Source organism: Escherichia coli (genome assembly GCF_036503815.1).
GTDB classification, from domain to species: domain Bacteria; phylum Pseudomonadota; class Gammaproteobacteria; order Enterobacterales; family Enterobacteriaceae; genus Escherichia; species Escherichia coli_F.
In genome coordinates this window covers 3,939,950-3,959,500 of sequence record NZ_AP027764.1, presented here as the reverse complement: position 1 = coordinate 3,959,500, position 19,551 = coordinate 3,939,950, and the positions used below count along the sequence as shown (strand labels likewise).

Genomic DNA, 19,551 nt, shown 5'->3' with positions numbered 1-19,551 from the left:
ATATGCTGAGTTTTCTCTGGGATTTGGCTTCGTTCATCGTTGCACTGGGTGTACTTATCACCGTGCATGAATTTGGTCATTTCTGGGTTGCCCGGCGTTGTGGTGTTCGCGTTGAGCGTTTCTCAATAGGTTTTGGCAAGGCGCTCTGGCGCCGAACTGATAAGCTAGGCACCGAATATGTCATCGCCCTGATCCCGTTGGGCGGTTATGTCAAAATGCTGGATGAGCGCGCAGAACCGGTTGTTCCGGAACTCCGCCACCATGCCTTCAATAATAAATCTGTCGGCCAACGTGCGGCGATTATTGCCGCAGGTCCGGTTGCAAACTTCATTTTTGCTATCTTTGCCTACTGGCTGGTTTTTATTATTGGTGTGCCTGGCGTACGTCCGGTGGTTGGCGAAATAGCAGCCAATTCGATTGCTGCGGAAGCACAAATTGCACCAGGTACGGAACTAAAAGCCGTAGATGGTATCGAAACGCCTGATTGGGATGCCGTGCGTTTGCAGTTGGTCGATAAAATTGGCGATGAAAGCACCACCATTACGGTAGCGCCATTTGGCAGCGACCAACGACGGGATGTAAAGCTCGATTTGCGTCACTGGGCGTTTGAGCCTGATAAAGAAGATCCGGTATCTTCGCTGGGGATTCGTCCTCGTGGCCCGCAAATTGAACCTGTACTGGAAAATGTGCAGCCAAACTCGGCCGCAAGCAAGGCAGGTTTGCAAGCAGGCGACAGGATCGTTAAAGTCGATGGTCAGCCCTTAACGCAGTGGGTGACCTTTGTGATGCTTGTCCGGGATAACCCGGGTAAATCCTTAGCGTTAGAAATCGAAAGACAGGGGAGTCCCTTGTCTTTGACATTAATCCCGGAGAGTAAACCGGGTAAGGGTAAAGCGATTGGTTTTGTCGGTATTGAGCCGAAAGTCATTCCTTTGCCAGATGAGTATAAAGTTGTACGCCAGTATGGGCCGTTCAACGCTATCGTCGAAGCCACGGACAAAACGTGGCAGCTGATGAAGCTGACGGTCAGTATGCTGGGAAAATTGATCACCGGTGATGTGAAACTGAACAACCTCAGTGGGCCGATCTCTATCGCCAAGGGGGCTGGGATGACAGCGGAACTCGGGGTTGTTTATTACCTGCCGTTTCTTGCGCTCATTAGCGTGAACTTAGGGATAATTAACCTGTTTCCGTTGCCCGTACTTGACGGGGGGCATCTGCTGTTCCTTGCGATCGAAAAGATCAAGGGCGGACCGGTATCCGAGCGGGTTCAAGACTTTTGTTATCGCATTGGCTCGATTCTGCTGGTGCTGTTAATGGGGCTTGCACTTTTCAATGATTTCTCTCGGTTATGAGAGTTAGTTAGGAAGAACGCATAATAACGATGGCGATGAAAAAGTTGCTCATAGCGTCGCTGCTGTTTAGCAGCGCCACCGTATACGGTGCTGAAGGGTTCGTAGTGAAAGATATTCATTTCGAAGGCCTTCAGCGTGTCGCCGTTGGTGCGGCCCTCCTCAGTATGCCGGTGCGCACAGGCGACACGGTTAATGATGAAGATATCAGTAATACCATTCGCGCTCTGTTTGCTACCGGCAACTTTGAGGATGTTCGCGTCCTTCGTGATGGTGATACCCTTCTGGTTCAGGTAAAAGAACGTCCGACCATTGCCAGCATTACTTTCTCCGGTAACAAATCGGTGAAAGATGACATGCTGAAGCAAAACCTCGAGGCTTCTGGCGTGCGTGTGGGCGAATCCCTCGATCGCACCACCATTGCCGATATCGAGAAAGGTCTGGAAGACTTCTACTACAGCGTCGGTAAATATAGCGCCAGCGTTAAAGCTGTCGTGACCCCGCTGCCGCGCAACCGTGTTGACCTCAAACTGGTGTTCCAGGAAGGTGTATCAGCTGAAATCCAGCAAATTAACATTGTTGGTAACCATGCTTTCACCACCGACGAACTGATCTCTCATTTCCAACTGCGTGACGAAGTGCCGTGGTGGAACGTGGTAGGCGATCGTAAATACCAGAAACAGAAACTGGCAGGCGACCTTGAAACCCTGCGCAGCTACTATCTGGATCGCGGTTATGCTCGTTTCAACATTGACTCTACCCAGGTCAGTCTGACGCCAGATAAAAAAGGTATTTACGTCACGGTGAACATCACCGAAGGCGATCAATACAAGCTTTCTGGCGTTGAAGTGAGCGGTAACCTTGCCGGGCACTCCGCTGAAATTGAGCAGCTGACTAAGATCGAGCCGGGCGAGCTGTATAACGGCACCAAAGTGACCAAAATGGAAGATGACATTAAAAAGCTTCTTGGTCGCTATGGTTATGCCTATCCGCGCGTACAGTCGATGCCTGAAATTAACGATGCCGACAAAACCGTTAAATTACGCGTGAACGTTGATGCGGGTAACCGTTTCTACGTGCGTAAGATCCGTTTTGAAGGTAACGATACCTCGAAAGATGCCGTCCTGCGTCGCGAAATGCGTCAGATGGAAGGTGCATGGCTGGGGAGCGATCTGGTCGATCAGGGTAAGGAGCGTCTGAATCGTCTGGGCTTCTTTGAAACTGTCGATACCGATACCCAACGTGTTCCGGGTAGCCCGGACCAGGTTGATGTAGTCTACAAGGTGAAAGAACGTAACACCGGTAGCTTCAACTTCGGGATTGGTTACGGTACTGAAAGTGGCGTGAGCTTCCAGGCTGGTGTGCAACAGGATAACTGGTTAGGTACGGGTTATGCTGTTGGTATCAACGGGACCAAAAACGATTACCAGACCTATGCTGAACTGTCGGTAACCAACCCGTACTTCACCGTAGATGGCGTAAGCCTCGGTGGTCGTCTCTTCTATAATGACTTCCAGGCAGATGACGCCGACCTGTCCGACTATACCAACAAGAGTTATGGTACAGACGTGACGTTGGGCTTCCCGATCAACGAATATAACTCGCTGCGTGCAGGTCTGGGTTATGTACATAACTCCCTGTCCAACATGCAGCCTCAGGTTGCGATGTGGCGTTATCTGTACTCTATGGGTGAACATCCGAGTACCTCTGATCAGGATAACAGCTTCAAAACGGACGACTTCACGTTCAACTATGGTTGGACCTATAACAAGCTTGACCGTGGTTACTTCCCGACAGATGGTTCACGTGTCAACCTGACCGGTAAAGTGACCATTCCGGGATCGGATAACGAATACTACAAAGTGACGTTAGACACGGCGACTTATGTGCCGATCGATGACGATCACAAATGGGTTGTTCTGGGTCGTACCCGCTGGGGTTATGGTGATGGTTTAGGCGGCAAAGAGATGCCGTTCTACGAGAACTTCTATGCCGGTGGTTCCAGCACCGTGCGTGGCTTCCAGTCCAATACCATTGGTCCGAAAGCAGTTTACTTCCCGCATCAGGCCAGTAATTATGATCCGGACTATGATTACGAATGTGCGACTCAGGACGGCGCGAAAGACCTGTGTAAATCGGATGATGCTGTAGGCGGTAACGCCATGGCGGTTGCCAGCCTCGAGTTCATCACCCCGACGCCGTTTATTAGCGATAAGTATGCTAACTCGGTTCGTACTTCCTTCTTCTGGGATATGGGTACCGTTTGGGATACAAACTGGGATTCCAGCCAATATTCTGGATATCCGGACTATAGTGATCCAAGCAATATCCGTATGTCTGCGGGTATCGCATTACAATGGATGTCCCCATTGGGGCCGTTGGTGTTCTCCTACGCCCAGCCGTTCAAAAAGTACGATGGAGACAAGGCAGAACAGTTCCAGTTTAACATCGGTAAAACCTGGTAAGTGTTCTCCACAAAGGAATGTAGTGGTAGTGTAGCGATGACTTTAGGCGATCAATATAAGATCGCCGGGCCACGCAAAGAACTGCACCCTCCGGTGCAAATGGGATGGTAAGGAGTTTATTGTGAAAAAGTGGTTATTAGCGGCAGGTCTCGGTTTAGCACTGGCAACTTCTGCTCAGGCGGCTGACAAAATTGCAATCGTCAATATGGGCAGCCTGTTCCAGCAGGTAGCGCAGAAAACCGGTGTTTCTAACACGCTGGAAAATGAGTTCAAAGGCCGTGCCAGCGAACTGCAGCGTATGGAAACCGATCTGCAGGCTAAAATGAAAAAGCTGCAGTCCATGAAAGCGGGCAGCGATCGTACCAAACTGGAAAAAGACGTGATGGCTCAGCGCCAGACTTTTGCTCAGAAAGCGCAGGCTTTTGAGCAGGATCGCGCTCGTCGTTCCAACGAAGAACGCGGCAAACTGGTTACTCGTATCCAGACTGCTGTGAAATCCGTTGCCAACAGCCAGGATATCGATCTGGTTGTTGATGCAAACGCCGTTGCTTACAACAGCAGCGATGTAAAAGACATCACTGCTGACGTACTGAAACAGGTTAAATAAGTAATGCCTTCAATTCGACTGGCTGATTTAGCGCAGCAGTTGGATGCAGAACTACACGGTGATGGCGATATCGTCATCACCGGCGTTGCGTCCATGCAATCTGCACAAACAGGTCACATTACGTTCATGGTTAACCCAAAATACCGTGAGCATTTAGGCTTGTGCCAGGCGTCCGCGGTTGTCATGACCCAGGACGATCTTCCTTTCGCGAAAAGTGCCGCGCTGGTAGTGAAGAACCCCTACCTGACTTACGCGCGCATGGCGCAAATTTTAGATACCACGCCGCAGCCCGCGCAGAACATTGCACCCAGTGCGGTGATCGACGCGACGGCGAAGCTGGGTAACAACGTATCGATTGGCGCTAACGCGGTGATTGAGTCCGGCGTTGAACTGGGCGATAACGTGATTATCGGTGCCGGTTGCTTCGTAGGTAAAAACAGCAAAATCGGTGCAGGTTCGCGTCTCTGGGCGAACGTAACCATTTACCATGAGATCCAGATCGGTCAGAATTGCCTGATCCAGTCCGGAACAGTGGTAGGCGCAGACGGCTTTGGTTATGCCAACGATCGTGGTAACTGGGTGAAGATCCCGCAGATTGGTCGCGTAATTATTGGCGATCGCGTGGAGATCGGCGCATGTACTACCATCGATCGCGGCGCGCTGGATGACACTGTTATTGGCAATGGCGTGATCATTGATAACCAGTGCCAGATTGCACATAACGTCGTGATTGGCGACAATACGGCGGTTGCCGGTGGCGTCATTATGGCGGGCAGCCTGAAAATTGGTCGTTACTGCATGATCGGCGGAGCCAGCGTAATCAACGGGCATATGGAAATATGCGACAAAGTGACGGTTACGGGCATGGGTATGGTGATGCGTCCCATCACTGAACCAGGCGTCTATTCCTCAGGCATTCCGCTGCAACCCAACAAAGTCTGGCGCAAAACCGCTGCACTGGTGATGAACATTGATGACATGAGCAAGCGTTTGAAATCGCTTGAGCGCAAGGTTAATCAACAAGACTAACGTTCCATCTTTTGTTCGCCAAACTTTACGGCCTGTCTCATTCTTACGATTGCGGCAGGCCGTGTTATTATTGTCGTTTCTTATATTTTGACAGGAAGAGTATCTTGACTACTAACACTCATACTCTGCAGATTGAAGAGATTTTAGAACTTCTGCCGCACCGTTTCCCGTTCTTACTGGTGGATCGCGTGCTGGATTTTGAAGAAGGTCGTTTTCTGCGCGCAGTAAAAAATGTCTCTGTCAATGAGCCATTCTTCCAGGGCCATTTTCCTGGAAAACCGATTTTCCCGGGTGTGCTTATTCTTGAAGCAATGGCACAGGCAACAGGTATTCTGGCGTTTAAGAGCGTAGGAAAACTGGAACCGGGCGAGCTGTACTACTTCGCCGGTATTGACGAAGCGCGCTTCAAGCGCCCGGTCGTGCCAGGCGATCAAATGATCATGGAAGTCACTTTCGAAAAAACGCGCCGCGGCCTGACCCGTTTTAAAGGGGTTGCTCTGGTCGACGGTAAAGTAGTTTGCGAAGCAACGATGATGTGTGCTCGTAGCCGGGAGGCCTGATACGTGATTGATAAATCCGCCTTTGTGCATCCAACCGCCATTGTGGAAGAGGGCGCATCGATTGCCGCCAATGCTCACATTGGTCCTTTTTGTATCGTTGGACCCCATGTCGAAATTGGTGAGGGTACCGTACTGAAATCTCACGTTGTCGTGAATGGTCATACTAAAATTGGCCGCGACAATGAGATTTATCAGTTCGCCTCCATCGGCGAAGTCAACCAGGATCTTAAATATGCTGGCGAACCGACCCGTGTGGAAATCGGCGATCGTAACCGCATTCGCGAAAGCGTCACCATTCATCGTGGCACAGTCCAGGGCGGTGGATTGACGAAGGTGGGCAGCGACAACTTACTGATGATCAACGCGCACATTGCGCACGATTGTACGGTAGGTAACCGCTGCATCCTCGCCAACAACGCAACGCTGGCGGGTCATGTATCGGTAGACGACTTCGCGATCATCGGCGGCATGACCGCAGTCCATCAGTTCTGCATCATTGGTGCGCACGTGATGGTTGGCGGCTGTTCCGGTGTGGCGCAGGACGTCCCTCCTTATGTCATTGCGCAGGGTAACCACGCAACGCCGTTCGGTGTCAACATCGAAGGGCTGAAGCGCCGCGGATTCAGCCGTGAGGCGATTACCGCTATCCGCAATGCGTATAAGCTGATTTATCGCAGCGGTAAAACGCTCGATGAAGTGAAACCGGAAATTGCCGAACTGGCGGAAACATATCCGGAAGTGAAAGCGTTTACCGATTTCTTTGCACGCTCAACGCGCGGTCTGATTCGTTAATGACTGAACAGCGTCCATTAACGATTGCCCTGGTCGCCGGAGAAACCTCCGGCGATATCCTGGGGGCCGGTTTAATCCGTGCTCTGAAAGAACGTGTGCCCAACGCCCGCTTTGTTGGTGTTGCCGGGCCACGAATGCAGGCCGAAGGCTGCGAAGCCTGGTACGAAATGGAAGAGCTGGCGGTGATGGGCATTGTTGAAGTGCTCGGGCGTCTGCGTCGCTTACTGCATATTCGTGCCGATCTGACAAAGCGTTTTGGCGAACTGAAGCCAGATGTTTTTGTCGGCATTGATGCACCTGACTTCAATATTACCCTCGAAGGTAATCTTAAAAAGCAGGGTATCAAAACCATTCATTACGTCAGTCCGTCCGTCTGGGCGTGGCGACAGAAACGCGTTTTCAAAATAGGCAGAGCCACCGATCTGGTGCTCGCATTTCTGCCTTTCGAAAAAGCGTTTTATGACAAATACAACGTGCCGTGCCGTTTTATCGGTCACACCATGGCTGATGCCATGCCGTTAGATCCAGATAAAAATGCCGCCCGTGATGTGCTGGGGATCCCTCACGATGCTCACTGTCTTGCGTTGCTGCCGGGAAGTCGTGGTGCGGAAGTGGAGATGCTTAGTGCCGATTTCCTGAAAACGGCCCAGCTTTTGCGCCAGACGTACCCCGATCTGGAGATCGTGGTGCCGCTGGTGAATGCCAAACGCCGTGAGCAGTTTGAGCGTATCAAAGCGGAAGTTGCGCCAGATCTTTCGGTTCATCTGCTGGATGGGATGGGCCGTGAGGCGATGGTCGCCAGTGATGCGGCGCTACTGGCGTCGGGTACGGCAGCCCTGGAGTGCATGCTGGCGAAATGCCCGATGGTGGTGGGATATCGCATGAAGCCTTTTACCTTCTGGCTGGCGAAGAGGCTGGTGAAAACCGAGTATGTCTCGCTGCCAAATTTGCTGGCGGGCAGAGAGTTAGTCAAAGAATTATTGCAGGAAGAGTGTGAGCCGCAAAAACTGGCTGCGGCGCTGTTACCGCTGTTGGCGAACGGGAAAACCAGCCACGCGATGCACGATACCTTCCGTGAACTGCATCAGCAGATCCGCTGCAATGCCGATGAGCAGGCGGCACAAGCCGTTCTGGAGTTAGCACAATGATCGAATTTGTTTATCCACACACGCAGCTGGTTGCGGGTGTGGATGAAGTTGGACGCGGGCCGTTGGTTGGCGCGGTGGTTACCGCTGCGGTGATCCTTGACCCGGCGCGCCCGATTGCTGGGCTGAATGATTCCAAAAAGCTGAGCGAAAAACGCCGTCTGGCGCTCTGCGAAGAGATCAAAGAGAAAGCGTTAAGCTGGAGTCTGGGCCGCGCGGAACCCCACGAAATCGACGAACTGAATATTTTACACGCGACCATGCTGGCGATGCAGCGCGCCGTCGCGGGGCTGCATATTGCGCCGGAATATGTGTTGATTGATGGTAACCGCTGCCCAAAATTACCGATGCCTTCGATGGCAGTGGTGAAAGGCGATAGCCGCGTACCGGAAATCAGTGCTGCGTCTATCCTGGCGAAAGTGACGCGCGACGCTGAAATGGCGGCGCTGGATATTGTTTTCCCGCAATATGGTTTTGCCCAGCACAAAGGGTATCCAACCGCTTTTCATCTGGAAAAACTGGCTGAATATGGCGCGACTGAACATCATCGTCGCAGCTTTGGGCCTGTCAAACGCGCACTGGGACTTGCGTCCTGATTCTTGTGTCGAGATTAAGTAAACCGGAATCTGAAGATGTCTGAACCACGTTTCGTACACCTGCGGGTGCACAGCGACTACTCGATGATCGATGGCCTGGCCAAAACCGCGCCGCTGGTAAAAAAGGCGGCGGCGTTGGGTATGCCAGCACTGGCGATCACCGATTTCACCAACCTTTGCGGTCTGGTGAAGTTCTACGGAGCGGGACATGGCGCAGGGATTAAGCCTATCGTCGGGGCAGATTTTAATGTCCAGTGCGACCTGCTGGGTGATGAGTTAACCCACCTGACGGTGCTGGCGGCAAACAATACCGGCTATCAGAATCTGACGTTGCTGATCTCAAAAGCGTATCAGCGCGGGTACGGTGCCGCTGGGCCTATCATCGATCGCGACTGGCTTATCGAATTAAACGAAGGGCTGATCCTCCTTTCCGGCGGGCGCATGGGCGACGTCGGGCGCAGCCTTTTGCGTGGTAACAGCGCGCTGGTAGATGAGTGCGTTGCATTTTATGAAGAGCACTTCCCGGATCGCTATTTTCTCGAGCTGATCCGCACCGGCAGGCCGGACGAAGAAAGTTATCTGCACGCGGCAGTGGAGCTGGCGGAAGCGCGCGGTTTGCCCGTCGTGGCGACCAATGACGTGCGCTTTATCGACAGCAGCGACTTTGACGCGCACGAAATCCGCGTCGCGATCCATGACGGCTTTACTCTCGACGATCCCAAACGCCCGCGTAATTATTCGCCGCAGCAATATATGCGCAGCGAAGAGGAGATGTGCGAGCTGTTTGCCGACATCCCCGAAGCCCTTGCCAACACTGTTGAGATCGCCAAACGCTGTAACGTGACTGTGCGTCTGGGTGAATACTTCCTGCCGCAGTTCCCGACCGGGGACATGAGCACCGAAGATTATCTGGTCAAGCGTGCAAAAGAAGGCCTGGAAGAGCGTCTGGCGTTTTTATTCCCTGACGAGGAAGAACGTCTTAAGCGTCGCCCGGAGTATGACGAGCGTCTGGATACTGAACTTCAGGTTATCAACCAGATGGGCTTCCCGGGTTACTTCCTCATCGTTATGGAATTTATCCAGTGGTCGAAGGATAACGGCGTACCGGTAGGGCCTGGCCGTGGTTCCGGTGCAGGGTCACTGGTGGCCTACGCGCTGAAAATTACCGACCTCGATCCGCTGGAATTTGACCTGCTGTTCGAACGTTTCCTTAACCCGGAACGTGTCTCCATGCCTGACTTTGACGTTGACTTCTGTATGGAGAAACGCGATCAGGTTATCGAACACGTGGCAGACATGTACGGTCGTGATGCGGTATCGCAGATCATCACCTTCGGTACAATGGCGGCAAAAGCGGTGATCCGCGACGTAGGCCGCGTGCTGGGGCATCCATACGGCTTTGTCGATCGTATCTCGAAACTGATCCCGCCCGATCCGGGGATGACGCTGGCGAAAGCGTTTGAAGCCGAGCCGCAACTGCCGGAAATCTACGAAGCGGACGAAGAAGTTAAGGCGCTGATCGACATGGCGCGCAAACTGGAAGGGGTCACCCGTAACGCTGGTAAGCACGCCGGTGGGGTGGTTATCGCGCCGACCAAAATTACCGATTTTGCGCCGCTTTATTGCGATGAAGAGGGCAAACATCCGGTTACCCAGTTTGATAAAAGCGACGTTGAATACGCCGGGCTGGTGAAGTTCGACTTCCTTGGTTTGCGTACGCTCACCATCATCAACTGGGCGCTGGAGATGATCAACAAGCGGCGGGCGAAGAATGGCGAGCCGCCGCTGGATATCGCCGCGATCCCGCTGGATGACAAGAAAAGTTTCGACATGCTGCAACGCTCGGAAACCACGGCGGTATTCCAGCTTGAATCGCGCGGCATGAAGGACCTGATCAAGCGTCTGCAACCTGACTGCTTCGAAGATATGATCGCACTGGTGGCACTGTTCCGCCCCGGCCCGTTGCAATCAGGGATGGTGGATAACTTTATCGACCGTAAACATGGTCGCGAAGAGATCTCCTATCCGGATGTGCAGTGGCAGCATGAAAGCCTGAAACCGGTACTGGAGCCAACCTACGGCATCATCCTGTATCAGGAACAGGTCATGCAGATTGCCCAGGTGCTTTCTGGTTATACCCTCGGTGGCGCGGATATGCTGCGTCGTGCGATGGGTAAGAAAAAGCCGGAAGAGATGGCCAAGCAGCGTTCTGTATTTGCTGAAGGCGCAGAAAAGAACGGGATCAACGCCGAACTGGCGATGAAAATCTTCGACCTGGTGGAGAAATTCGCCGGTTACGGATTTAACAAATCGCACTCTGCGGCCTATGCTTTGGTTTCATATCAAACGTTATGGCTGAAAGCGCACTATCCAGCGGAGTTTATGGCGGCAGTAATGACCGCCGATATGGACAACACCGAGAAGGTGGTGGGCCTGGTGGATGAGTGCTGGCGGATGGGGCTGAAAATCCTGCCACCAGATATAAACTCCGGTCTTTACCATTTCCACGTCAACGACGACGGCGAAATCGTGTATGGTATTGGCGCGATCAAAGGGGTAGGTGAAGGTCCGATTGAGGCGATCATCGAAGCCCGTAATAAAGGCGGCTATTTCCGTGAACTGTTTGATCTCTGCGCCCGTACAGACACCAAAAAGTTAAACCGGCGAGTGCTGGAAAAACTGATCATGTCCGGGGCGTTTGACCGTCTTGGGCCACACCGCGCGGCGCTGATGAACTCGCTGGGCGATGCGTTAAAGGCGGCTGATCAACACGCGAAAGCAGAAGCCATCGGTCAGGCTGATATGTTCGGCGTGCTGGCAGAAGAGCCGGAACAAATTGAACAATCCTACGCCAGTTGCCAACCGTGGCCGGAGCAGGTGGTGTTAGATGGGGAACGTGAAACGTTAGGTCTGTACCTGACGGGACACCCTATCAACCAGTATTTAAAAGAGATTGAGCGTTATGTCGGAGGCGTAAGGCTGAAAGACATGCACCCGACAGAACGTGGTAAAGTCACCACGGCTGCGGGGCTCGTTGTTGCTGCGCGGGTTATGGTCACCAAGCGCGGCAATCGTATCGGTATCTGCACGCTGGATGACCGTTCCGGGCGGCTGGAAGTGATGTTGTTTACTGACGCCCTGGATAAATACCAGCAATTGCTGGAAAAAGACCGCATACTTATCGTCAGCGGACAGGTCAGCTTTGATGACTTCAGCGGTGGGCTTAAAATGACCGCTCGCGAAGTGATGGATATTGACGAAGCCCGGGAAAAATATGCTCGCGGGCTTGCTATCTCGCTGACGGACAGGCAAATTGATGACCAGCTTTTAAACCGACTCCGTCAGTCTCTGGAACCCCACCGCTCTGGGACAATTCCAGTACATCTCTACTATCAGAGGGCGGATGCACGCGCGCGGTTGCGTTTTGGCGCGACGTGGCGTGTCTCTCCGAGCGATCGTTTATTAAACGATCTCCGTGGCCTCATTGGTTCGGAGCAGGTGGAACTGGAGTTTGACTAATACAGGAATACTATGAGTCTGAATTTCCTTGATTTTGAACAGCCGATTGCAGAGCTGGAAGCGAAAATCGATTCTCTGACTGCGGTTAGCCGCCAGGATGAGAAACTGGATATTAATATCGATGAAGAAGTGCATCGTCTGCGTGAAAAAAGCGTAGAACTGACGCGTAAAATCTTCGCCGATCTCGGTGCATGGCAGATTGCGCAACTGGCACGCCATCCACAGCGTCCTTATACCCTGGATTACGTTCGCCTGGCCTTTGATGAATTTGACGAACTGGCTGGCGACCGCGCGTATGCAGACGATAAAGCTATCGTCGGGGGTATCGCCCGTCTCGATGGTCGTCCGGTGATGATCATTGGTCATCAAAAAGGTCGTGAAACCAAAGAAAAAATTCGCCGTAACTTTGGTATGCCAGCGCCAGAAGGTTACCGCAAAGCACTGCGTCTGATGCAAATGGCTGAACGCTTTAAGATGCCCATCATCACCTTTATCGACACCCCGGGGGCTTATCCGGGCGTGGGCGCAGAAGAACGCGGTCAGTCTGAAGCCATTGCACGCAACCTGCGTGAAATGTCTCGCCTTAGCGTACCGACTATCTGCACCGTTATCGGTGAAGGTGGTTCTGGCGGCGCACTGGCGATTGGCGTGGGCGATAAAGTGAATATGCTGCAATACAGCACCTATTCCGTTATTTCGCCGGAAGGTTGCGCGTCCATTCTGTGGAAGAGCGCCGACAAAGCACCGCTGGCGGCTGAAGCGATGGGGATCATCGCTCCGCGTTTGAAAGAACTGAAACTGATTGACTCCATCATCCCGGAACCGCTGGGCGGTGCTCACCGTAACCCGGAAGCGATGGCGGCGTCTCTGAAAGCGCAACTGCTGGCGGATCTGGCCGATCTCGACGTGTTAAGCACTGAAGATTTAAAAAATCGTCGTTATCAGCGCCTGATGAGCTACGGTTACGCGTAAACAGCAAATGTTCTGAAAAGGGTCACTTCGGTGGCCCTTTTTTATCGCCATGGTTTGAGCGGGCTATGATTAAGGAAGGATTTTCCAGGAGGAACACATGAATATCATTGCCATTATGGGACCGCATGGCGTCTTTTATAAAGATGAGCCCATCAAAGAACTGGAGTCGGCGCTGGTGGCGCAAGGTTTTCAGATTATCTGGCCACAAAACAGCGTTGATTTGCTGAAATTTATCGAACACAACCCACGAATATGCGGCGTGATTTTTGACTGGGATGAATACAGTCTCGATTTATGTAGCGATATCAATCAACTTAATGAATATCTCCCGCTTTATGCCTTCATCAATACTCACTCGACGATGGATGTCAGCGTGCAGGATATGCGGATGGCGCTCTGGTTCTTTGAATATGCGCTGGGGCAGGCAGAAGATATCGCCATTCGTATTCGTCAGTACACCAACGAATATCTCGATAACATTACCCCGCCATTCACTAAAGCCTTGTTTACCTATGTCAAAGAGCGGAAGTACACCTTTTGTACGCCGGGGCATATGGGCGGCACCGCCTATCAAAAAAGCCCGGTTGGCTGTCTGTTTTATGATTTTTTCGGCGGGAATACCCTCAAGGCTGACGTCTCTATTTCGGTCACCGAGCTAGGTTCGTTGCTCGACCACACCGGGCCACATCTGGAAGCGGAAGAGTACATCGCACGGACTTTCGGCGCGGAACAGAGTTATATTGTCACCAACGGAACATCGACGTCGAACAAAATTGTGGGTATGTACGCCGCGCCATCCGGCAGTACGCTGTTAATTGACCGCAATTGTCATAAATCGCTGGCGCATCTGTTGATGATGAACGATGTAGTGCCGGTCTGGCTAAAACCAACACGTAATGCGTTGGGGATTCTGGGTGGGATCCCGCGACGAGAATTTACCCGCGACAGTATCGAAGAGAAAGTCGCTGCTACCACGCAGGCACAATGGCCGGTTCATGCGGTGATCACCAACTCAACCTATGATGGCTTGCTCTACAACACCGACTGGATCAAACAGACGCTGGATGTCCCCTCGATCCACTTCGATTCCGCCTGGGTCCCGTATACTCATTTTCATCCGATCTATCAGGGCAAAAGTGGTATGAGTGGCGATCGGGTGGCAGGAAAAGTTTTCTTCGAAACGCAATCGACCCACAAAATGCTGGCGGCGTTGTCGCAGGCATCACTGATCCACATTAAAGGTGAGTACGACGAAGAGGCGTTTAATGAAGCCTTTATGATGCATACCACCACCTCGCCCAGTTATCCCATTGTTGCTTCGGTTGAGACAGCGGCGGCGATGCTGCGTGGTAATCCGGGCAAACGGCTGATTAACCGTTCAGTAGAACGAGCGCTGCATTTTCGCAAAGAGGTCCAGCGGCTGCGGGAAGAGTCTGACGGCTGGTTTTTCGATATCTGGCAACCGCCGCAGGTGGATGAAGCCGAATGCTGGCCCGTTGCGCCTGGCGAACAGTGGCACGGCTTTAACGATGCGGATGCCGATCATATGTTTCTCGATCCGGTTAAAGTCACTATTTTGACACCGGGGATGGACGAGCAGGGCAATATGAGCGATGAGGGGATCCCGGCGGCGCTGGTGGCAAAATTCCTCGACGAACGTGGGATCGTAGTAGAGAAAACCGGCCCTTATAACCTGCTGTTTCTCTTTAGTATTGGCATCGATAAAACCAAAGCAATGGGATTATTGCGTGGGTTGACGGAATTTAAGCGCTCTTACGATCTCAACCTGCGGATCAAAAATATGCTGCCCGATCTCTATGCAGAAGATCCCGATTTTTATCGCAATATGCGTATTCAGGATCTGGCGCAAGGGATCCATAAGCTGATTCGTAAACACGATCTTCCCGGTTTGATGTTGCGAGCATTTGATACTTTACCGGAGATGATCATGACGCCACATCAGGCATGGCAACGGCAGATTAAAGGCGAAGTAGAAACCATTGCGCTGGAACAACTGGTCGGTAGAGTATCGGCAAATATGATCCTGCCTTATCCGCCTGGCGTACCGCTACTGATGCCAGGAGAAATGCTGACCGAGGAGAGCCGCACGGTACTCGATTTTCTGCTGATGCTCTGTTCAGTGGGCCAGCGCTACCCCGGCTTTGAAACGGATATTCACGGCGCGAAACAGGACGAAGATGGCGTTTACCGCGTACGAGTCCTAAAAATGGCGGGATAACTTGCCAGAGCGGCTTCCGGGCGAGTAACGTGCTGTTAACAAATAAAGGAGGCGTTATGCTGGGTTTAAAACAGGTTCACCATATTGCGATTATTGCGACGGATTATGCGGTGAGCAAAGCTTTCTACTGCGATATTCTCGGTTTCACGCTGCAAAGCGAAGTCTATCGCGAAGCGCGCGATTCGTGGAAAGGGGATTTGGCGCTTAATGGGCAATATGTGATTGAGCTTTTCTCATTTCCGTTCCCGCCGGAGCGCCCCAGCAGACCGGAAGCTTGCGGCCTGCGTCATCTGGCTTTTAGCGTTGATGATATCGATGCGGCAGTGGCGCATCTTGAAAGCCATAACGTGAAATGTGAAGCCATACGTGTCGATCCCTACACGCAAAAGCGCTTCACATTCTTTAACGATCCGGACGGACTGCCGTTGGAACTGTATGAGCAGTAAGGCTTGTCATCGCCATATTTGCCCGGTAACGTGCCGGGCATTGCTACTGTAAAATCGCACCATCATGACACTCACTCTCAATAGACAACTTCTCATCTCACGCCAGATTCTGGTGGCCTTTAGCGGCGGGCTTGACTCCACCGTTCTGCTGCATCAGTTGGTGCAGTGGCGGACGGAAAATCCGGGCGTCACCCTGCGCGCTATTCATGTGCATCATGGTTTAAGTGCCAACGCTGATGCTTGGGTGAAACATTGTGAAAATATCTGCCAGCAGTGGCAGGTGCCGCTGGTGGTTGAGCGTGTGCAACTTGCGCAAGAGGGGCTAGGTATTGAGGCTCAGGCGCGGCAGGCACGTTATCAGGCATTTGCTCGTACCCTGTTACCTGGTGAAGTGCTGGTTACAGCGCAACATCTCGACGATCAATGTGAAACGTTTCTGCTGGCGTTAAAACGTGGTAGCGGCCCTGCAGGGCTTTCGGCTATGGCGGAAGTCTCGGAGTTTGCCGGAACGCGGCTGATCCGACCGTTGCTCGCCCGCACACGGGGAGAACTGGAGCAGTGGGCGTTGGCGCATGGTTTACGTTGGATTGAAGACGAAAGTAATCAGGACGACTCATACGATCGTAACTTCCTGCGCCTACGCGTAGTGCCGTTATTGCAGCAGCGTTGGCCGTATTTTGCCGAAGCAACGGCCCGCAGCGCTGCACTTTGTGCTGAGCAAGAGAGCCTGCTGGATGAACTGCTGGCAGATGATTTAGCACACTGTCAAACGCCGCAGGGGACGCTGCAGATTGCGCCAATGCTGGCGATGAGTGATGCCCGTCGCGCGGCGATTATCCGCCGCTGGCTGGCAGGGCAGAATGCACCGATGCCTTCCCGCGACGCGTTGGTGAGGATCTGGCAGGAAGTGGCGCTGGCGCGAGAAGATGCTTCCCCCTGTTTACGTTTGGGGGCGTTTGAAATCCGCCGCTATCAATCGCAACTGTGGTGGATTAAATCCGTCACTGGGCAAAGCGAAACCATTGTGCCGTGGCAGACGTGGTTACAACCGCTGGAATTACCGGCGGCGCTGGGAAGTGTACAGCTTACTGCGGGAGGCGATATTCGCCCTCCGCGTGCAGACGAAGCGGTCAGTGTGCGTTTCAAAGCGCCAGGATTGCTGCATATTGTCGGGCGCAATGGTGGGCGTAAGTTAAAGAAAATCTGGCAGGAACTGGGCGTACCGCCGTGGTTGCGTGACACCACGCCACTGCTGTTTTATGGCGAAACGCTGATTGCAGCGGCAGAGGTATTTGTGACGCAAGAAGGTGTGGCTGAAGGTGAGAATGGCGTAAGTTTTGTCTGGCGGCGAAACGCTTAGTTAAGTGAAAGCCGGATAAGACGCATCAAACGTCGCATCCGGCGAAAGTAAATCAGGACTCGCTCACCACCACCGTACCGATTTCCGGGTGGCTAAAGCTGGTAATTTTATCCAGACGTAGCTCGCGGGTTTCGCCAGCAGCTTCGACGACCAGATATTCCACATTTTTGCGGGAGACTAAATCGCTGGCCTTCCCCTGCAGTTTTTCGCCATCTTTCAGCTCAAGTGTCAGCATTAAATGATGCTGGCAGGCGAGCTCAAGATTATCGTAATCATCACAATTGATTGGTTGATACGTATCATTCATTGACATAATCGCTCACCAGTAAGTTTGCCGCAGCGTATGCTGCTTTTTCCCTGACAGCCTCAGAAAGGGCATCGTCGGCAGCCATTTCATTCAGCACTTTCAAAACGCAGCCCAGCGCGTCCGGAACGTATCCTAAGTCTCCGCTGGCGATTTCCGCGTACCGCTTGCGTATTAACTCACAATATTTTTCCACATGCCCTCCTGTCAGCACTCTGACTTAACCGTGGATGCAAGTCTAAGCCTACGAAGATAAACTCTGTTTCGCAAGGTGACTATACCACACTCATTTCTGCAATATCAGCGTCGCAACTGCACGTATTCCGTTACAATGGCCTCCTGATTCGAAAGGAGTTTTCTTATGGCGCTTAAAGCGACAATTTATAAAGCGACGGTTAATGTGGCCGATCTCGACCGCAACCAGTTTCTCGATGCCTCTCTGACGCTGGCGCGCCACCCTTCAGAAACACAGGAGCGCATGATGCTGCGCCTGCTGGCGTGGCTGAAATATGCCGATGAGCGTCTGCAATTTACCCGAGGTTTGTGTGCCGATGATGAGCCGGAAGCGTGGCTGCGTAATGATCATCTGGGCATTGATTTGTGGATTGAACTGGGATTGCCGGATGAGCGGCGGATTAAGAAAGCCTGCACCCAGGCCGCAGAAGTGGCGCTGTTTGCCTATAATAGTCGGGCAGCGCAAATCTGGTGGCAGCAAAATCAGAGCAAATGTGCGCAGTTTGCCAATCTTTCCATCTGGTATCTGGACGACGAGCAACTGGCAAAAGTGAGCGCCTTTGCCGATCGTACCATGACGCTGCAGGCAACGATTCAGGATGGGGTGATTTGGTTATCGGATGATAAGAATAATCTGGAAGTAAACTTAATCGCCTGGCAACAACCTTCATGATTATGATTTCCCGACATGTTGCTATCCCCGATGGCGAGCTTGAGATCACCGCCATTCGTGCGCAGGGCGCGGGCGGGCAGCATGTGAATAAGACCTCAACGGCTATTCATCTACGTTTTGACATTCGAGCGTCCAGCCTGCCAGAGTATTACAAAGAGCGCCTGCTCGCTGCCAGCCATCATCTGATTAGCAGCGATGGAGTGATTGTCATCAAGGCACAGGAATATCGCAGCCAGGAACTGAACCGCGAAGCGGCGCTGGCACGGTTGGTGGCAGTGATTAAAGAATTAACAACAGAACAAAAAACCCGGCGACCGACACGACCTACCCGCGCATCAAAAGAGCGCAGGCTGGTATCGAAAGCACAAAAATCAAGCGTGAAGGCGTTGCGCGGCAAAGTGCGCGGCGGTCGGGAATAAAAAGAAGGAATGGATGGTGAAAAAAGCGATAGTGACAGCGATGGCTGTAATCAGCCTCTTTACACTGATGGGATGTAATAATCGGGCCGAAGTCGATACGCTTTCCCCGGCGCAGGCCGCTGAACTGAAGCCGATGCCGCAAAGCTGGCGCGGCGTGCTGCCGTGTGCTGATTGCGAAGGTATCGAAACCTCACTGTTCCTCGAAAAAGACGGAACATGGGTGATGAATGAACGTTATCTGGGCGCGCGTGAAGAGCCTTCCTCTTTCGCCTCCTACGGTACATGGGCGCGAACCGCTGACAAACTGGTATTAACCGACAGTAAAGGTGAAAAGTCATATTATCGGGCGAAAGGAGATGCGCTGGAGATGCTCGATCGTGAAGGCAATCCGATCGAATCGCAGTTCAACTATACACTGGAACCGGCAAAATCCAGCCTGCCAGTGACGCCGATGACTCTACGCGGCATGTATTTTTATATGGCTGATGCGGCAACCTTTACTGATTGTGCGACCGGAAAACGTTTCATGGTAGCGAATAACGCTGAGCTGGAACGGGGCTATTTGGCTGCCCGCGGCAACAGCGAGAAACCGGTGTTACTGTCAGTAGAAGGTCACTTTACGCTTGAGGCTAATCCGGATACTGGTGCGCCGACCAAAGTATTTGCGCCCGATACGGCAGGTAAATTTTACCCGCACCAGGATTGCAGTAGTTTGGGGCAGTAAGCCATCGTGAGACAGAAACAAACGAAAAATTGCCTGATGCGCAGCGCTTATCAGGCCTACAGCCAATAATGCAACATTTTGTATTAGCACGATTTTGTAGGCCGGGTAAGGCGCT

General features: G+C 52.5%; 18 protein-coding genes. 16 read left to right on the top strand and 2 right to left on the bottom strand.

The annotated features are described in order from the left end of the window. The first annotated feature begins 2 nt into the window (after nucleotides 1-2). From rseP to tilS, 13 genes are all read left to right on the top strand, one after another. On the top strand, nucleotides 3-1,355 hold the full coding sequence (rseP, locus tag AABJ99_RS18965; RefSeq protein ID WP_001298422.1) for a sigma E protease regulator RseP: 1,353 nt from the start codon (nucleotides 3-5) through the stop codon (nucleotides 1,353-1,355). 29 nt (nucleotides 1,356-1,384) lie between these two features. Then, on the top strand, nucleotides 1,385-3,817 hold the full coding sequence (gene bamA / locus AABJ99_RS18960) for an outer membrane protein assembly factor BamA (protein ID WP_001240896.1): 2,433 nt from the start codon (nucleotides 1,385-1,387) through the stop codon (nucleotides 3,815-3,817). Nucleotides 3,818-3,938: 121 nt separating this feature from the next. After that, nucleotides 3,939-4,424 carry a molecular chaperone Skp gene (gene skp / locus AABJ99_RS18955; RefSeq protein WP_000758956.1) on the top strand — a complete coding sequence of 162 codons (486 nt, stop codon included), beginning with the start codon at nucleotides 3,939-3,941 and terminating at the stop codon, nucleotides 4,422-4,424. A gap of 3 nt (nucleotides 4,425-4,427) precedes the next feature. Beyond that, nucleotides 4,428-5,453: a UDP-3-O-(3-hydroxymyristoyl)glucosamine N-acyltransferase gene (gene lpxD / locus AABJ99_RS18950; RefSeq protein ID WP_001139282.1), complete on the top strand. Its 1,026-nt coding sequence runs from the start codon at nucleotides 4,428-4,430 to the stop codon at nucleotides 5,451-5,453. A 104-nt stretch (nucleotides 5,454-5,557) separates the two neighbouring features. Beyond that, nucleotides 5,558-6,013: a 3-hydroxyacyl-ACP dehydratase FabZ gene (gene fabZ, locus AABJ99_RS18945; RefSeq protein ID WP_000210739.1), complete on the top strand. Its 456-nt coding sequence runs from the start codon at nucleotides 5,558-5,560 to the stop codon at nucleotides 6,011-6,013. 3 nt (nucleotides 6,014-6,016) lie between these two features. Then, a complete protein-coding gene (lpxA, locus tag AABJ99_RS18940; protein ID WP_000565958.1) occupies nucleotides 6,017-6,805 on the top strand; it encodes an acyl-ACP--UDP-N-acetylglucosamine O-acyltransferase in 789 nt (262 codons plus the stop codon). Beyond that, entirely contained in the window at nucleotides 6,805-7,953 is a 1,149-nt protein-coding gene (lpxB, locus tag AABJ99_RS18935; RefSeq protein ID WP_000139668.1) for a lipid-A-disaccharide synthase, read from the top strand. Before lpxA ends, lpxB begins: the two co-directional genes overlap by 1 nt. After that, entirely contained in the window at nucleotides 7,950-8,546 is a 597-nt protein-coding gene (gene rnhB / locus AABJ99_RS18930; RefSeq protein ID WP_000569424.1) for a ribonuclease HII, read from the top strand. Before lpxB ends, rnhB begins: the two co-directional genes overlap by 4 nt. A 36-nt stretch (nucleotides 8,547-8,582) precedes the next feature. Beyond that, entirely contained in the window at nucleotides 8,583-12,065 is a 3,483-nt protein-coding gene (gene dnaE, locus AABJ99_RS18925; RefSeq protein WP_001294748.1) for a DNA polymerase III subunit alpha, read from the top strand. Between the two features lie 12 nt (nucleotides 12,066-12,077). Next, a complete protein-coding gene (gene accA, locus AABJ99_RS18920; protein WP_000055746.1) occupies nucleotides 12,078-13,037 on the top strand; it encodes an acetyl-CoA carboxylase carboxyl transferase subunit alpha in 960 nt (319 codons plus the stop codon). A gap of 97 nt (nucleotides 13,038-13,134) precedes the next feature. Further along, on the top strand, nucleotides 13,135-15,276 hold the full coding sequence (gene ldcC / locus AABJ99_RS18915) for a lysine decarboxylase LdcC (protein WP_039021640.1): 2,142 nt from the start codon (nucleotides 13,135-13,137) through the stop codon (nucleotides 15,274-15,276). A gap of 56 nt (nucleotides 15,277-15,332) precedes the next feature. Continuing rightward, complete coding sequence (gene yaeR, locus AABJ99_RS18910) at nucleotides 15,333-15,722, top strand: VOC family protein (protein WP_000901098.1); 390 nt, start codon at nucleotides 15,333-15,335, stop codon at nucleotides 15,720-15,722. Nucleotides 15,723-15,786: 64 nt separating this feature from the next. Continuing rightward, nucleotides 15,787-17,082 (top strand): tRNA lysidine(34) synthetase TilS, encoded by a 1,296-nt coding sequence (gene tilS / locus AABJ99_RS18905; protein ID WP_338387403.1) that lies wholly within the window; start codon nucleotides 15,787-15,789, stop codon nucleotides 17,080-17,082. A 52-nt stretch (nucleotides 17,083-17,134) separates the two neighbouring features. On the opposite strand, the gene rof is transcribed toward tilS, so the two are convergent. Together rof and yaeP are read right to left on the bottom strand one after the other, a co-directional pair. After that, entirely contained in the window at nucleotides 17,135-17,395 is a 261-nt protein-coding gene (rof, locus tag AABJ99_RS18900) for a Rho-binding antiterminator (RefSeq protein ID WP_000062318.1), read from the bottom strand. Continuing rightward, entirely contained in the window at nucleotides 17,382-17,582 is a 201-nt protein-coding gene (gene yaeP / locus AABJ99_RS18895) for a YaeP family protein (RefSeq protein ID WP_000417058.1), read from the bottom strand. Before yaeP ends, rof begins: the two co-directional genes overlap by 14 nt. A gap of 165 nt (nucleotides 17,583-17,747) precedes the next feature. Here yaeP and yaeQ point away from each other — a divergent pair, with 165 nt between their 5' ends. From yaeQ to nlpE, 3 genes are read left to right on the top strand one after another with little or no spacing between them, the layout of a single operon-like run. Then, nucleotides 17,748-18,293, top strand: coding sequence for a YaeQ family protein (gene yaeQ / locus AABJ99_RS18890; RefSeq protein ID WP_001185279.1), 546 nt, complete (start codon nucleotides 17,748-17,750; stop codon nucleotides 18,291-18,293). Next, entirely contained in the window at nucleotides 18,290-18,712 is a 423-nt protein-coding gene (gene arfB, locus AABJ99_RS18885) for an alternative ribosome rescue aminoacyl-tRNA hydrolase ArfB (protein WP_000605341.1), read from the top strand. The genes yaeQ and arfB overlap by 4 nt, the downstream gene beginning before the upstream one ends. A gap of 13 nt (nucleotides 18,713-18,725) precedes the next feature. Further along, nucleotides 18,726-19,436: an envelope stress response activation lipoprotein NlpE gene (gene nlpE / locus AABJ99_RS18880; protein WP_000239168.1), complete on the top strand. Its 711-nt coding sequence runs from the start codon at nucleotides 18,726-18,728 to the stop codon at nucleotides 19,434-19,436. Nucleotides 19,437-19,551 lie beyond the last annotated feature (115 nt).

Excerpts from the sequence above, each read along its gene's own strand:
- rseP (WP_001298422.1), top strand. The coding sequence starts at position 3 with ATGCTGAGTTTTCTCTGGGATTTGGCTTCGTTCATCGTTGCACTGGGT.
- bamA (WP_001240896.1), top strand. The coding sequence starts at position 1,385 with ATGGCGATGAAAAAGTTGCTCATAGCGTCGCTGCTGTTTAGCAGCGCC.
- lpxD (WP_001139282.1), top strand. The coding sequence starts at position 4,428 with ATGCCTTCAATTCGACTGGCTGATTTAGCGCAGCAGTTGGATGCAGAA.
- lpxB (WP_000139668.1), top strand. The coding sequence starts at position 6,805 with ATGACTGAACAGCGTCCATTAACGATTGCCCTGGTCGCCGGAGAAACC.
- rnhB (WP_000569424.1), top strand. The coding sequence starts at position 7,950 with ATGATCGAATTTGTTTATCCACACACGCAGCTGGTTGCGGGTGTGGAT.
- dnaE (WP_001294748.1), top strand. The coding sequence starts at position 8,583 with ATGTCTGAACCACGTTTCGTACACCTGCGGGTGCACAGCGACTACTCG.
- accA (WP_000055746.1), top strand. The coding sequence starts at position 12,078 with ATGAGTCTGAATTTCCTTGATTTTGAACAGCCGATTGCAGAGCTGGAA.
- ldcC (WP_039021640.1), top strand. The coding sequence starts at position 13,135 with ATGAATATCATTGCCATTATGGGACCGCATGGCGTCTTTTATAAAGAT.
- yaeR (WP_000901098.1), top strand. The coding sequence starts at position 15,333 with ATGCTGGGTTTAAAACAGGTTCACCATATTGCGATTATTGCGACGGAT.
- tilS (WP_338387403.1), top strand. The coding sequence starts at position 15,787 with ATGACACTCACTCTCAATAGACAACTTCTCATCTCACGCCAGATTCTG.
- rof (WP_000062318.1), bottom strand. The coding sequence starts at position 17,395 with ATGTCAATGAATGATACGTATCAACCAATCAATTGTGATGATTACGAT.
- yaeQ (WP_001185279.1), top strand. The coding sequence starts at position 17,748 with ATGGCGCTTAAAGCGACAATTTATAAAGCGACGGTTAATGTGGCCGAT.
- arfB (WP_000605341.1), top strand. The coding sequence starts at position 18,290 with ATGATTATGATTTCCCGACATGTTGCTATCCCCGATGGCGAGCTTGAG.
- nlpE (WP_000239168.1), top strand. The coding sequence starts at position 18,726 with ATGGTGAAAAAAGCGATAGTGACAGCGATGGCTGTAATCAGCCTCTTT.